Below are 13,866 nucleotides of genomic sequence, written 5' to 3' on the forward strand. Positions count from 1 at the left end.
ATGCGTCGAGTTTTATCACGAAGTAAAGAATCAATAAAAGCGCGTTAAATAGAAACTATATAAAACGTCGAATAAAGTTGGCCGTTTCGTGAAGAAAAAATGTCCGAATAATTTTTAAAAAAGAAAAATTACCCGAAAAAAATCACGGACCATTTTTTTATCCGGCGGAATGACGCAGAATGGGGACGAAAGGCGAGGCGTAAGCTTCGTAGGAAAACGGACGGCTTGGCTCAGATCCGCCTCCAGAACGGCGATAAACGGGTCTCTCAAACGCCAATTCGGTAACAATTGCCGCACAAAATTCGGAAAAAATGCTGAAAATTTGACCGATACATTTTGAGATATTTTGCTGTCTTGCAGTCCGAATTTTAATACCGCTTTATCTATACCTGTACAAGGGTATTCACTCATTTCGACACCTGTTTTCCGGATCGTCCGTTCAGGAATTTTTTTAATCCGGAAAGCGGCAGGGCAATTAACACCGGTTCAATCAGTTTCGCGCCGCGCATCGATCTGCAGGCGCGAATACCGGCGTTGCGCTCCCGGTGGCCGGACGCAATGAGTGTGACGGGAATTCAACCAACCAACGGATGGCACTTGACTGACGAACTGAGGGGCAGCGCATGCTGAGCGTTCTATCGAGAATCATCGACATCGCCATGGTCGCGCTCGGCGCGGCTATCGCGACGGCCGTGCACAGCGGGAAATTGGCGTGGCTGGACGACGTCCAAAGTGTGTCGCTCGCGTTCGACTGCCTGCTCGTGGTGGTGTTCTTTCCTGCGCTGGGGATCTATCAGTCGTGGCGCGGCAAGCCGCTGTACGACCTGCTGTGCCGCGTTGCGGGCGGCTGGGTGATGGTGGAGATCACCGGCATCCTGATCAGCTTCAGCCTGCACCGTTCGGACAGCCTGTCGCGTCTGTGGCTCCTTTACTGGGCTATCGCCACGATCGTGCTGCTGATCGTCACCAAGGTGATCGTCTACTCGATCCTGCGCGGACTGCGCCGCGAAGGCTTCAATCAGCGCGCGGTGGCGATCGTCGGCGGCGCGCCGTATGGGCGCTTCCTGATCGAACAGATGCGCAGCCGCCCGGAAGCGGGCTTTAGCCCCGTCGTGGTGTTCGACGAGGAGGGCACGATCAACCCTTATGAAGATCCGGATGCGAGCGACGCGATCGAAGGCGTGCCGGTCGAGCGCGATTACTCGCGGATGCTTCAACTGGTGCGTCAGCGCGCGATTCGTGAACTGTGGCTCGCGCTGCCGATCTCGAAGGAGAAGGCGATCCATCGCTTCGTGATGGACCTGAAGAACGACTTCGTGAACATCCGCTTCATTCCGGACGTTCGCAGCCTCACGCTCTTCAATCAGCCGATGGTGGATCTGCTCGGCGTGCCGGCGATCAACCTGGCCGCCTCGCCGATCACCGATCTGCGCGTGCTGCCCAAGCGCATCTTCGACCGGCTGTTCGCGCTGGCGGCGTTGACCGCGCTGTCGCCGGTGATGCTGGTGATCGCGGTGATGGTGAAGGTGAGCTCGCCGGGCCCGGTGTTCTTCCGCCAGAAGCGCAAGGGCATCGACGGCAACCAGTTTGAGATCTACAAGTTTCGCTCGATGAAGATGCACAAGGAAGAGGCCGGCAAGATCACTCAGGCGACACGGCGCGATCCGCGTATCACCGCGGTCGGCGCGTTCCTGCGGCGCACCAGCCTCGATGAATTGCCGCAGTTCATCAACGTGTTGCGCGGCGAGATGTCGGTTGTGGGTCCGCGTCCGCACGCGCTCGAACACGACGATATCTACAAGGATCTGGTGAAGGGCTACATGCACCGCTACCGGATCAAGCCGGGCATCACCGGGTGGGCGCAGATCAACGGCTATCGCGGCGAGACCGACCGCATCGAAAAGATGATGGGCCGCGTCAAGCTCGATCTGTACTACATGCAGCACTGGACCTTCTGGCTCGACATCAAGATCGTCGTGCTGACGCTGTGGAAGGGCTTTGTGGGCAGCAACGCATATTGAGGCGCAGCCGCGCAACGCGCGGCCGCTCTCCTGAATCAACTCCATTTTCCGAGGTGTAATACATGAACCTGACGATCATCGGTAGTGGCTACGTAGGCCTCGTGACGGGCGCATGTCTCGCCGACATCGGCCACGACGTGTTCTGTCTCGACGTCGATCAGCGCAAGATCGACGTGCTCAACAACGGCGGCGTGCCGATCCATGAACCGGGTCTGCAGGAAATCATTGCGCGCAATCGCAAGGCAGGCCGCCTGAAGTTCTCGACCGACATCGAGGCCGCGGTCGCGCACGGCGACATCCAGTTCATCGCGGTGGGCACGCCCTCCGACGAAGACGGTTCCGCAGATCTGCAATACGTGCTCGCCGCCGCGCGCAATATCGGCCGTCATATGACGGGCTTCAAGGTGATCGTCGACAAATCGACGGTGCCGGTCGGCACGGCTTCGCGCGTGCGCGACGTGATCGCCGAGGAACTGGCCACGCGCAACGCGAGCCACATGTTCTCCGTGGTGTCGAATCCGGAGTTCCTGAAAGAAGGCGCCGCCGTGGAAGACTTCACGCGCCCCGATCGCATCGTGCTCGGCTGCGATGAAGACGTGCCCGGCGAAAAAGCGCGCGAGTTGATGAAGCGTCTCTATGCGCCGTTCAACCGCAATCGCGAACGCACGCTGTACATGGACGTGCGTTCGGCCGAGTTCACCAAGTACGCGGCCAACGCGATGCTCGCCACGCGTATCTCGTACATGAACGAGCTCGCGAATCTGGCCGACCGCGTCGGCGCGGATATCGAAGCGGTGCGCCGCGGCATCGGCTCCGATCCGCGCATCGGCTACGACTTCCTGTATGCCGGTTGCGGCTACGGCGGTTCGTGCTTCCCGAAAGACGTGCAGGCGCTGATTCGCACCGCAGCCGACCACAAAGCCAATCTGCGCATCCTCGAAGCGGTGGAAGCCGTCAACGACACGCAGAAAAAGATCCTTGCGCAGAAGATCGTCGACCGTCTGGGCGAAGACCTGTCGGATCGCACCTTCGGCGTGTGGGGTCTCGCGTTCAAGCCGAACACCGACGACATGCGCGAGGCGCCGAGCCGTCCGCTGATCGCCGAACTGCTGCGCCGTGGCGCGCGGGTGAAGGCCTACGACCCAGTCGCGATCGACGAATCGAAGCGTGTGTTCGCACTCGATCTGAAGGACGTGCCGCAACAGCATGCGCGCCTGTCGTTCGTGAACGAAGAGATGGAAGCGGCCGAGGGCGCCGACGCACTGGTGATCCTGACCGAATGGAAGGTCTTCAAGAGTCCGGACTTCGGTTCGCTCAAGGAGAGCCTCACCACGCCGCTGATTTTCGACGGCCGCAATCTGTACGAGCCGGACGCGCTGCTCGAACTCGGTATCGAGTATCACGCGATCGGCCGTCAGCACGCGCTGCGCAATGCGCCGGCGAAGGTTGGCGCGAACGGCCTGCCGGTCACGGTAGACGCGGCCGATACGGTCGAGGCCGGCCAGTAAGTTGGCCGATAAGCCGCCGCGCCGCCAAAGCCTCACTAAGGAGCCCGCCATGTTCGCCAACGTTCTGATCGTCTGCCACGCCAACGTGTGCCGTTCGCCCGCAGCCGAGATGCTGTTCAAGGCCCGGCAGCGCGCGCCGTCGCGGCCGTCCTCAGCGCCGATCGCGTTTCATTCGGCGGGTCTCCGCGCCACCAACGGCCACGCCATGGACCCGGTGATGCGGCGCCTGCTCGCCGAGCAGGGCGTCGCCTCCGGCATCCACTATTCGCGGCGCCTCGACCGCGAGCTCGTGCGCGCAGCCGATCTCGTGCTCGTCAGCGAGCGCGCGCAGGTGAGCGCGGTTGAAGCGCTCGATCCGGCTTCGCGCGGCAAGGTCTATCCGCTCGGCAAGTGGGAAGACGACTCCGACGTCGCCGATCCGCACGGCGGCAAGGAAGCCGACTATAGGGAGAGTCTCGTGCTCATCGAACACCTGGTCATGGGATGGCTGAAGAAAATATGCTGATGAAAAAACGCACTGCACACACATTCGCGAACGTCAATTCGAAACTCGCCGCCACGCTTTTGCTGACGTCCTTTCTGTCGGCCTGCGCTACCGCACCTGGCAATTACCTCGACACGTCCCGTCTGAAAGACGACGGCCAGCATCAGGGTCAGCAAGCTAACGAAACCTATCCGGTGCATCTGATCGACGGCCCGCTGGTTGCGGCGCAAGCACAGGCGCAAGCCACTGCCGCGCAACAGGCGCTGCCGACTTCGCACTATAGCGATCCGTCGCAGTACGTGTACCGGCTCTCGCCGCAGGACATTCTCGGCATCACCGTGTGGGACCACCCGGAATTGACCACCCCGCAGGGCAGCACGCTGTCCGCGGGCGGCAACACCACGCAGTCGATCGGCGGCGCCTTGCAGCAGCCGTATACCGCCGCGCTGCCGGGCCAGGCCGATCCGTACGGCCAGACGATTGCCCCCGACGGCACGATCTTTTTCCCGTTCGTCGGCCGCATCAAGGCCGCGGGCAAGACCGTGAGTGAAGTGCGCGATCAGTTGAGCACCGGCCTCGTGCGCTACATCCGCAATCCGCAGGTCGACGTGCGCGTGCTGTCGTACCGCGGCCAGAAAGTGCAGGTGACCGGTGACGTGAAGACGCCGGGCCCGCTCGCCATCAGCGACGTGCCGCTCACGCTGGTCGACGCGATCACGCGCTCGGGCGGCACCAACAGCGACGCCGACATCCAGCGCGTGCGTCTCACGCGCAACAACAAGCTGTACGTGCTTGACGCCAACCGCATGCTCGACCAGGGCGACACCACGCAGAACGTCATGCTGCAAAACGGCGACGTGATCAACGTGCCGGATCACAACGACAGCCGCATCTTCGTGATGGGCGAAGTGAAGACGCCGATCCAGCTGCCGATGGTGAAGGGCCGCCTGACGATCGCCGACGCGCTCACCCAGTCGGGCGGCATTCTCGACACGGACGCCAATCCGCGCCAGATCTTCGTGATGCGCGGCATGCGCGAGCATCCGACCACGCCGGACGTGTACCGCCTCGACATGACGCAGCCCGACGCGATCATGTTGTCGTCCCAGTTCCAGTTGCAGCCGATGGATGTCGTGTATGTGGGCACCGCCGCTTCGACCACGTTCAACCGTGTGTTGCAGCAAGTCCTGCCGAGCGTACAGACGTTGTTCTACCTGAAGCAGTTGACGAGATAACTGTCTGAGCCGTCGACAGGCCCGCGCCGCTCTCAAAGGGCGCGGGACCGAAGCAAACGCCGAGGCAAACGCGCAAGCACATGCCAGAGCACACGCTGAAGCCCACGCCGAAGCAACCGAAACGGGATCGAATTGTGAGCAACCAAATCTCTCCACACATGGCCGGTCCGATCAAGACCGAAGAAGAGGACGTCGTCCTCGGGCAACTGGTGCAGGTGATCCTCGACGACATCTGGTGGCTGATCGCGATCGCCGGCGTGATCGTCGCGCTGGCCGCGGCGTACTGTTTCCTCGCCAAGCCGATCTATTCGGCCGATGCGCACGTGCGGGTCGAGCAGTCCGACAACACCTCGCAGGCGCTCACGCAGACGCAAACGGGCGCGGCCATCACGACCGGCTCGACTTCGCTGCCGACCGACGCCGAAATCGAAATCATCAAGAGCCGCGGCGTAGTCGGCCCGGTGGTCCAGCAACTGAAGCTGAACTTCAGCGTCGTGCCGAAGACGATTCCGCTGCTTGGCAGCATTGCCGCGCACATGGCGACGCCGGGCCAGCCGGCGCCGCCGTGGCTGGGTCTGGCTTCATACGCCTGGGGCGGTGAAGAGGCCGAGATCGATTCGCTCGACGTGGTGTCGGCGCTCGAAGGCGAGAAGCTGACGATGAAGGTGTTCGACGAACAGCACTACGAACTCTACGCAAAGAACGGCACGCTGCTGCTGCGCGGCCAGGTTGGCCGGCAGGAGCAGGGCGGCGGCGTGACGATCCTTGTCAACAAGCTGGTGGCCCGGCCGGGCGAAGAGTTCACCGTGACGCGTTTTAACGACCTCGACGCGATCAGCGCGTTCCAGTCGGCGATCACCGTGCAGGAGCAGGGCAAGCAGACCGGCGTGATCCAGATCTCGCTGGATGACAAGAGCCCTGAGCACGCCGCGCTGGTGGCCAATGCGCTCGCGCAGTCGTATGTCCGTCAGCACGTGTCGAACAAGCAGGTCGACGCCAGCAAGATGCTCGACTTCCTGAAGAGCGAAGAGCCGCGCCTGAAGTCCGATCTCGAACGCGCCGAAGCCGCGTTGACCGCTTACCAGCGTCAATCCGGTTCGATCAATGCGAGCGACGAAGCGAAGGTCTACCTCGAAGGCAGCGTGCAGTACGAGCAGCAGATTGCCGGTTTGCGTCTGCAGATGGCGCAGTTGACCGAGCGTTACGGCGACGACCATCCGATGCTTGTTGCCGCGCGTCAGCAGATGGCCGAACTGGAGGCGCAACGCGCCAAATACGCTGATCGCTTCCGCGATCTGCCGGCAACCGAAGTGAAGGCCGTGCAGTTGCAACGTGACGCCAAGGTGGCGGAAGACATCTACGTGCTGCTGCTCAACCGCGTGCAGGAGTTGTCGGTGCAGAAAGCCGGTACCGGCGGCAACGTGCATATCGTCGACCAGGCGATGCGCCCGGGCGCGCCGGTCAAGCCGAAGAAGGTGCTGATTCTCTCGGCGGCAGTGATTCTGGGCCTGATCTGCGGCACCGGTTTCGTGTTCCTGCGCCGCAATATGTTCAAGGGCATCGACGACCCCGACCATATCGAGCGCGCGTTCCATCTGCCGGTGTACGGCCTCGTGCCCTTGAGCGCCGAACAGGCTGTGCTCGAAAGCGGCTTCCAGCGCGGCGGCGAACGCCTGCGCTCGGTACTGGCGAACGCGCGGCCGAAGGACGTCACGATCGAAAGCCTGCGCAGCCTGCGCACGTCCATGCAGTTCACGATGATGGACGCGAAGAACCGCATCGTCATGCTGACGGGGCCCATGTCCGGCGTCGGCAAGAGCTTCCTGACGGTCAATCTGGCGGTGCTGCTCGCGAACTCGGGCAAACGCGTCTTGATGATCGACGGCGATATGCGTCGCGGTGTGCTCGAGCGTTACGTGGGCGGTGCGCAGGAAAACGGTCTGTCGGAATTGCTGAGCGGGCAGATCTCGCTCGAAGAAGCGATCCGCGCCTCGAACGTCGAAGGCTTGAGCTTCATCTCGTGCGGCCGTCGTCCGCCGAATCCGTCGGAACTGCTGATGTCGCCGCGTCTGCCGCAATACCTGGACGGGCTCGCCAAGCGTTATGACGTGATCCTGATCGACACGCCGCCGGTGCTGGCCGTGACCGATGCGTCGATCATCGGCGCGTATGCCGGTTCGACTTTCTTCGTGATTCGCTCGGGCGTGCACAACGAAGGCGAGATCTCGGAGGCATTGAAGCGCCTGCGCGCAGCAGGCGTGCACGTGCAGGGCGGCATCTTCAACGGGATGCCGGCGCGTTCGCGAGGCGGTTATGCCCGTGGCTATGCAGCGGTCGAGGAATATCTGAGCACCTGAGCCACGAGGCTGAGCCCAGTGGGCTGATGCCAGCGCAAACACGATAGAAAAGGACATCACGATGAAAGTGACGGTACTGGTTCCGACTTACCGCCGCCCGGCCGATCTCGCGCGCTGCCTCGCCGCGCTGCAGCGGCAGTCGCGCGCGCCGGACGAAGTGGTGGTGGTCGCACGCGCCGACGACGAAGCGACCCATGCTTGCCTGCGTGATCCCGCCGTGCCGGGCACGTTGCCGCTATCCGTCGCGTTGGTGGAGGTGCCCGGCCAGGTCGCGGCCCTGAATCGCGGACTGGATGCGGCCAAGGGCGACGTGATCGCGATTACCGACGACGACGCCGCGCCGCACGTCGACTGGGTCCAGCGTATTGCTGCCGCGTTCGAAAGCGATGCGCGCCTTGGTGCGCTGGGTGGTCGCGACTGGGTGCATGAAAAAGGCCGCGTGCTCGACGGCGAGCGGCCGCTGGTCGGCAAGGTCACGGCGCACGGCAAGATCATCGGCAATCACCACCTGGGTGTGGGTGGTGCGCGCGAAGTCGACATCCTGAAGGGCGCCAACATGAGCTATCGGCGCGACGCGATTCGCACGATCCGTTTCGATCAGCGCCTGCGTGGCGCGGGCGCTCAGGTTCACAACGATATGGCCTTCAGCCTCGCCGTCAAGAACGCCGGCTGGAAGCTGATGTACGACCCGCGCGTGGCTGTCGACCATTTCCCGGCCGAACGTTTCGACGACGACCGGCGCGACGCGCAAACCATGGCGGCGTTGCGTAATGCCGCCTTCAACTTCCACCTGATCCTGCGCGATCAGTTGCCGCCGCTGCGCCGCGAAACCGCGTGGTGGTGGTGGACGCTGGTGGGCACGCGCGTCTATCCGGGCCTCACGCACGCCGCGCTTGCTCTGGTTTCGAAACAGGCGAGCCTAAGGCTGTCGCGCTGGCGTGCGGTGCGCACCGGCGCACATGAGGCGCGCCGCGCGTTGTCCCGGACCGCGTGAAGCCCGCGAGCGCTCATGTGTCCCAAACGTCCTGCACGTTCGTGCATCGGCACTGGCGCCTGCTCGCGCAGGCCGATGCCCCTTTCCACCGGCAGAGCGGAGTGTCTGCATGAGTACGAAAGTTCACGTTCATCTGTTTTACGGCGCCGACCCGCGTTTTTACCGGCCGGGCGATAACATCGGCTGCCTGTACGGTTATCACCATGCCGAATCCGATGCGTTCAGGCTGACCTATTCGCAGGACGCGCGCGAAAGCAAACCCGTGCGTTTGCTGCGCCGCGCGCTGAAGGCGGCGCTCGGGTTCGACTTCATCCATACGTGGCGCAACCGCGACGAGATGCTGCGCTCGGACGTGATCTGGACGCATACCGAGCAGGAATGGCTGTCCGCCGCCCTGATGCTGCTTCTGAGCGGCCGCAAGGCGGGCGCTGATGCCAGCCCCTTGCTGTTGGCGCAAAGCGTGTGGCTGCTCGATAAATGGCCTTCCTATGGGATTCTGCGCCGCTGGCTGTATCGCAAGCTGATGACGCGCGCCGACCAGTTGACCACCCTCGCCACTGAAAACGCCGAACTGTGCCAGCGCTATTTCAAGCGCGACGCGAAGCCGCTCCTGTACGGTCTGAACACGCAGGACTTTCCCGTGAAAGCGCCGACCGAATGGACGCCGCATACGCCGATCCGCATCGCTGCCATTGGCAACGATCGCGACCGCGATTGGGAAACGCTCATCAAGGCCTTCGGCAACGATGCGCGCTACACGGTGAAGCTCGCGACACGCCGGCGAATTCCCGCCTCGCTGCGCGCGCCAAACGTCGAGATCGCGTTGTTCTCCGGTATCAAGAAGCAGCACGAACTCTACGACTGGGCCGACGTGATCGTCGTGCCGCTGCGGCCGAACTCGCATGCCTCAGGCATCACCGTGATGCTGGAAGCGGCGGCGGTCGGCAAGCCGATGGTGGTTACAAACGTTGGCGCGTTGCAGGATTATTTTCCGGCGGGCGAGGCGGCTTACATTCCGCCGTTCAACCCGCAGGCGTTGCGTGAGGCGGTGGACCAGCTCGCCGCCTCTCCCGCGGATGCATTGCGCCAGGCGCAGGCGGCCGCCGCCGGTTTGCTGTCGCGCGATCTGACCACGCAGAACTATGCGATGCAGCACGTGAGAATTACGCAGGAGATGCTGCGGGCGCGCGCAGCGTCGCGCGGACGTGTTGTGGCCGGTGCGGCCGACGCCGATGCCGTGGCAAAGGCGCCGCGTACCCCGGCGACCGCGGCCGCGGTGAACCAGCCGGCGCGAGTTCGCGCGGGCAGCCAGGGGCAAGGCCAACGTCCTGGCCCGCGCGAATCACGCGGAGGCCTCTAAACGATGTCGACGATTGCGCGAGGCGGCGATAACGCGGAGCGGGCACTGTCCGGCGCTCGCAAGGAGTGGCTGCCGGAAGCCTTACTGTGGCTGATCACAGTGATGTTGATCATCGCGCATCAGGGCACGGTGCTCACGCTTGGATTCCCGGTGCTCGCGATCCTGACGGGCCTGTGGCTCTACTTCAAGAGCCCGGCGCGCTACATCGGCTTCATGTGGTGGCTGTGGTTCCTGAGTCCGGAGGTGCGGCGTCTCGCCGACTGGTCCAAAGGCTCGTTCACGCCCACCAGCCTGATCCAGGTCGCGCCGCTCGCGGTGACGATGATCAGTGCCTTGTCCTTGCTCCGCTACTACAAGCTGCTTTCGCAGCGGCGCGGCCTGCCGGTGCTGCTGGTTCTGATGGGGCTCGCCTACGCGTTCATGATCGGCGTGATGTCGAGCGGGCCGCTCGCCGCGACGTATGACCTCGCGAACTGGCTCTATCCGATTCTGATCGGTTTTCACATCATGGCGCACACGCGTCAGTACCCGAAGTATCGCGACACGATCGTGAGTACCTTCATCTGGGGCATGCTGGTGATGGGCGGCTACGGCCTGATCCAGTTCTTCATCATGCCGCCGTGGGACGCGCTGTGGATGCTCGGCTCGCAGATGAATTCGCAGGGCGATCCTGTGCCGATGGGCGTGCGCGTGTTCAGCACGATGAACTCGTCGGGACCGTTCGCGTTCGCGATGATGGGCGCGATGGTCTACGTGATGGCGGCGACGCACCGCGTGCGCTGGGTTGCTGCGGCGCTGGGCTTCTTTGCTTTCGCGCTGAGCCTCGTGCGCTCGACGTGGGGCGGCTGGGTGATCGCGCTCCTGATCCAGTTGGTCAAGGCGAACAACAAGGTGCGCGTGCGGATCGTTGCGAGTGCGGTGCTGCTTGCCGGTCTTTGCGTGCCGCTGCTCACGGTCGGCCCGGTGGCCGAACGGATGCAGGCGCGCCTGAACACGCTCGTCAACCTGAGCGACGACCAGAGCTACGCCGCGCGTAACGAGTTCTACGCGACCTTCGCGAAGACGGCCTTTACCGACGTCTCCGGCGAAGGCATGGGCGCGACCGGCACCTCGACCAAGCTCTCGAACGACGGCGGTCAGCTCGGCCAGTACGGCAACTTCGACAGCGGCGTGATGAACATCCCATTCGTTCTCGGCTGGCCCGGCACCTTGCTCTACATGTCCGGCATCGTGTGGCTGGTGGTGCGCGCGGCGCTCGCGTCGTTCAAGCTGCGCAACGACAAATTCGTTTCGGCCTGCCTGAGCCTCAGTCTTGCGACCTTCGCGATGCTGGTGTTCACCAATTCGCTGGTCGGCACCGGCGGGCTGCTACTTTTCATGAGTGTTTTTTCGATCCTATCCGCGGTGCACTACGAAAAGATGAACCGCAGACGCACGCTACTTTTCCACGGAGGCACTGATTGAGAGTCGCCATTGTCACGCACGTCGTGCGCCATAACGACGGCCAGGGGCGCGTCAACCACGAGATTGCGCGCGCCGCCCTCGAGGAAAACATCGCTGTGACGCTGGTTGCGTCGCACGTTGCGCCGGATTTGCTCGCGCATCCGAACGTCCGCTGGGTGCCGATGAAGATCGGCCGCTGGTGGCCCACCAATCTGCTGCGCCAGCAGGTGTTCGCGTTCAAAAGCGCGATGTGGCTGCGCGCGCATCGCCGCGAATTCGACGTGCTGCACGTGAATGGCTTCATCACGTGGGTGCCCGCCGACGTCAACACCTCGCACTTCGTGCATAGCGGCTGGTTCGGCAGCAAGTATTACCCGTTCGGGCTCACAAAGGGCGTGTGGTCCGCGTATCAGTCGGTCTATACGCGCTGCAACGCGTTGCTCGAACGCTGGGCTTACCGGCGCTCGAAGGTGATTACGGCGGTGTCGCAAAAGGTCGCCGATGAAATTCGCGCGATCGGGTTGACGCCTCATAACCGGGTCGACGTGATCTACAACGGTGTCGATACGCAAGGTTTCGCGGCTGCCACGGGCGACCGCGCGAAGTTCGGCTTGCCGGTGGACGCGTTCCTGCTGCTGTTCGTCGGCGACTTGCGCACGCCGCGCAAGAACCTCGGCACGGTGTTGCAAGCGCTCAAGCATCTGCCCGAACACGTGCAGATCGCAGTGGCCGGTTTTCTGCCGGGCAGCCCGTATCCGGAAGAAGCGAAGGCGCTCGGCATTGCGCATCGCGTGCATTTTCTCGGGCTGGTCAAGGAAATGCCGGTGCTGATGCATTCGGTCGACGCGTTCGTGTTCCCGTCACGCTATGAAGCGATGAGCCTGTCGCTGCTCGAAGCGATGGCCGCGGGTCTGCCGGTGGTCACGGCGCGCACGGCGGGCGGTGCGGAAATCATCACGCCGGAATGCGGCATCGTGCTCGACGATCCGGACGATCCCAAGGCATTGGCGGGCGCTATCGCACGTCTTGCTGACAACGACGACGCACGCCGCGCGATGGGCGTCGCCGCCAACGAACTTGCGACCGGCTTCGGCTGGGCGCGGATGGCCGCGCAATACATCGCGCTGTACCGGCAACTGGCGGGGCAGCAGAAGGACCGCCGACGCAGCGAAGCGGAAGCCACGGTGGTCGCCAAGACCGACGCGCTGACGCTGAACACGCTGGCCGGGCAGACAATCCACCACAACGCTCAGAACGCTCAGGGACAACAACTATGACCACAAGATCAATCAAATCGCTGCAGATCGGGATGCACTGGTTTCCGGAACGCGCGGGCGGCCTCGACCGCATGTACTACTCGCTAGTCGGCGCATTGCCGGGCGCGGGCGTCGCGGTGCGCGGCGTGGTGGCCGGCTCACCCAAAGTGGCCGCGGACACCGGCGGCGCGATCAACGGTTTCGGCTCCGCCGCGCAATCGCTGCCGCTGCGGTTGATGGCAGCACGCCGCGCGCTGCGCCATGAGATCAGCACCTCGCGTCCCGACGTGATTTCGTCGCACTTCGCGCTGTACACGTTTCCGGGTCTCGACGTGACGCGCGGCATTCCGCAGGTCTCGCATTTTCAGGGACCGTGGGCCGACGAGAGTCACGTCGAAGGCGCCGATTCGCTCGGTCAGCGCGCGAAGCGCTATCTGGAGCAATCGGTGTATGCGCGCTCATCCCGGCTGATCGTCTTGTCGGAAGCCTTTGGCAAGATTTTGACTTCGCGCTATCGCATCGCGCCGGACCGCGTGCGCGTCGTGCCGGGTTGCGTGGACGTCGAGCAGTTCAATCTGCCGATCACGCCGGCCGAGGCGCGTCTGAAACTGCAACTGCCGCAGGACCGGCCGATCGTGCTGGCCGTGCGGCGTCTGGTGCGCCGCATGGGCCTCGAAGATCTGATCGACGCGGTGAAGCTGCTCAAGCGCACTGAGCCCGACGTGCTGTTGCTGATCGCGGGCAAGGGGCGGCTCGAAGGCGAATTGCAGGCGCGTATCACCGAGGCAGGCCTCGAGGACAATGTGAAACTGCTGGGCTTCGTGCCCGATCAGCATCTGGCCGCGCTGTACCGTGCGGCGAATATCAGCGTGGTGCCGACAGTAGCATTGGAAGGCTTTGGGCTGATTACCGTTGAATCGCTGGCTTCGGGCACGCCCGTGCTGGTGACGCCGGTGGGCGGTTTGCCGGAGGCGGTGGCGGGTTTGTCGCCGAATCTGGTGTTGCCGGAGACCGGCGCGAAGGCGATTGCGGAAGGCCTGGCAGGCGCGTTGAACGGCTCACTGAAGTTGCCGGATGCCGATGCATGCCGCCGTTATGCGCGCGAGAACTTCGATAATTCGGTGATCGCGAAGCGTGTGGCGTCGGTGTATAGCGAGGCGATCGCGGCGGGCGGGGTGCATTGAAGGCTTCATGACGCAATAGAAAAA

The 13,866-nt window shown here is 63.3% G+C and carries 11 protein-coding genes; 10 read left to right on the forward strand and 1 reads right to left on the reverse strand.

Annotation, left to right across the window (positions count from 1 at the left end; translation table 11 throughout):
* Positions 1-114 precede the first annotated feature (114 nt).
* Complete coding sequence (locus tag M0D64_RS12365; protein WP_266257889.1) at positions 115-411, reverse strand: hypothetical protein; 297 nt, start codon at positions 409-411, stop codon at positions 115-117.
* Between the two features lie 212 nt (positions 412-623).
* On the opposite strand from M0D64_RS12365, the gene M0D64_RS12370 reads away from it, so the two are divergent.
* The 10 genes from M0D64_RS12370 (at position 624) to M0D64_RS12415 (ending at position 13,842) form a co-directional block, all read left to right on the forward strand.
* Entirely contained in the window at positions 624-2,021 is a 1,398-nt protein-coding gene (locus tag M0D64_RS12370; protein ID WP_154559272.1) for an undecaprenyl-phosphate glucose phosphotransferase, read from the forward strand.
* Between the two features lie 62 nt (positions 2,022-2,083).
* Positions 2,084-3,529 carry a UDP-glucose/GDP-mannose dehydrogenase family protein gene (locus M0D64_RS12375; RefSeq protein ID WP_266257890.1) on the forward strand — a complete coding sequence of 482 codons (1,446 nt, stop codon included), beginning with the start codon at positions 2,084-2,086 and terminating at the stop codon, positions 3,527-3,529.
* Positions 3,530-3,578: 49 nt separating this feature from the next.
* A complete protein-coding gene (locus M0D64_RS12380; protein WP_154559274.1) occupies positions 3,579-4,034 on the forward strand; it encodes a low molecular weight phosphotyrosine protein phosphatase in 456 nt (151 codons plus the stop codon).
* On the forward strand, positions 4,028-5,248 hold the full coding sequence (locus M0D64_RS12385) for a polysaccharide biosynthesis/export family protein (protein ID WP_154559275.1): 1,221 nt from the start codon (positions 4,028-4,030) through the stop codon (positions 5,246-5,248). The genes M0D64_RS12380 and M0D64_RS12385 overlap by 7 nt, the downstream gene beginning before the upstream one ends.
* Before the next feature lie 158 nt (positions 5,249-5,406).
* Positions 5,407-7,605: a polysaccharide biosynthesis tyrosine autokinase gene (locus M0D64_RS12390; protein WP_266257978.1), complete on the forward strand. Its 2,199-nt coding sequence runs from the start codon at positions 5,407-5,409 to the stop codon at positions 7,603-7,605.
* 61 nt (positions 7,606-7,666) lie between these two features.
* Entirely contained in the window at positions 7,667-8,599 is a 933-nt protein-coding gene (locus tag M0D64_RS12395; protein ID WP_154559276.1) for a glycosyltransferase family 2 protein, read from the forward strand.
* Between the two features lie 109 nt (positions 8,600-8,708).
* Positions 8,709-9,959 carry a glycosyltransferase gene (locus M0D64_RS12400; protein WP_266257891.1) on the forward strand — a complete coding sequence of 417 codons (1,251 nt, stop codon included), beginning with the start codon at positions 8,709-8,711 and terminating at the stop codon, positions 9,957-9,959.
* A gap of 3 nt (positions 9,960-9,962) precedes the next feature.
* Positions 9,963-11,423, forward strand: coding sequence for a glucose-6-phosphate isomerase (locus M0D64_RS12405; RefSeq protein ID WP_154559277.1), 1,461 nt, complete (start codon positions 9,963-9,965; stop codon positions 11,421-11,423).
* Positions 11,420-12,679 carry a glycosyltransferase family 4 protein gene (locus tag M0D64_RS12410; RefSeq protein ID WP_266257892.1) on the forward strand — a complete coding sequence of 420 codons (1,260 nt, stop codon included), beginning with the start codon at positions 11,420-11,422 and terminating at the stop codon, positions 12,677-12,679. Before M0D64_RS12405 ends, M0D64_RS12410 begins: the two co-directional genes overlap by 4 nt.
* Entirely contained in the window at positions 12,676-13,842 is a 1,167-nt protein-coding gene (locus tag M0D64_RS12415; RefSeq protein WP_266257893.1) for a glycosyltransferase family 4 protein, read from the forward strand. The genes M0D64_RS12410 and M0D64_RS12415 overlap by 4 nt, the downstream gene beginning before the upstream one ends.
* Positions 13,843-13,866: the final 24 nt, after the last annotated feature.

The organism is Paraburkholderia sp. WS6 (assembly GCF_030464835.1).
GTDB classification, from domain to species: Bacteria; Pseudomonadota; Gammaproteobacteria; order Burkholderiales; family Burkholderiaceae; genus Paraburkholderia; species Paraburkholderia madseniana.